Source organism: Serratia sp. HNCC26DJ244 (assembly GCF_057180565.1).
This window is the reverse complement of record NZ_JBXUGO010000113.1, coordinates 1-547: the sequence shown is the minus strand read 5'-3', so window position 1 is coordinate 547 and position 547 is coordinate 1. Positions and strand designations below refer to the sequence as shown.

The 547-nt window shown below is 49.0% G+C and carries 1 protein-coding gene; it reads right to left on the bottom strand.

Annotated elements, in window-relative coordinates:
* On the bottom strand, positions 1–547 hold a 547-nt coding region (locus tag AC2A06_RS18830; protein ID WP_484381295.1), incomplete at both ends, for an FG-GAP repeat domain-containing protein.

Below are 547 nucleotides of genomic sequence, written 5' to 3'. Positions count from 1 at the left end.
GGCGGCAATGTTGGTGTTTTTCACCAGCAAGGTTGGTGCGGCATTATCACTCGACACCACTGCGCCATCTGCACCTGAACGATACAGCACCAGGTCCATTGATCCATCCCAGTCATAATCCAGGGCGACTGCACCCGTCAGATTACTGTAGGTTGATGAGGTCAACTTCACTGGCGCAGTATTCCACCAGGTATTAGTCCCCTGGTTCAGATAAAGTTGTGGACTAGCAGTAACACCTGAGCGTGGAACTTCAACGATATCCATCTTACCATCGTGGTTCCAGTCAACGGCCATTGAGATCCCGCCATCAAGGCTATCGCCAAACCATAATGCATCAACATCCTCCGTCAACAGATTCCCTTTACCATCGTTCAGGTAGATACGGCTTTCATCACTGTTATTACCACCTTTAGAACCGCGGCTCAGGAACAGATCCAACCAACCATCACCGTTGTAATCGCCATAGGTCATGGAAATGGCCCTATCACCGGCATCTTCATGGCCGTCATTGCGGAACACATTGGAATAAATATTTACCTTACCAAAG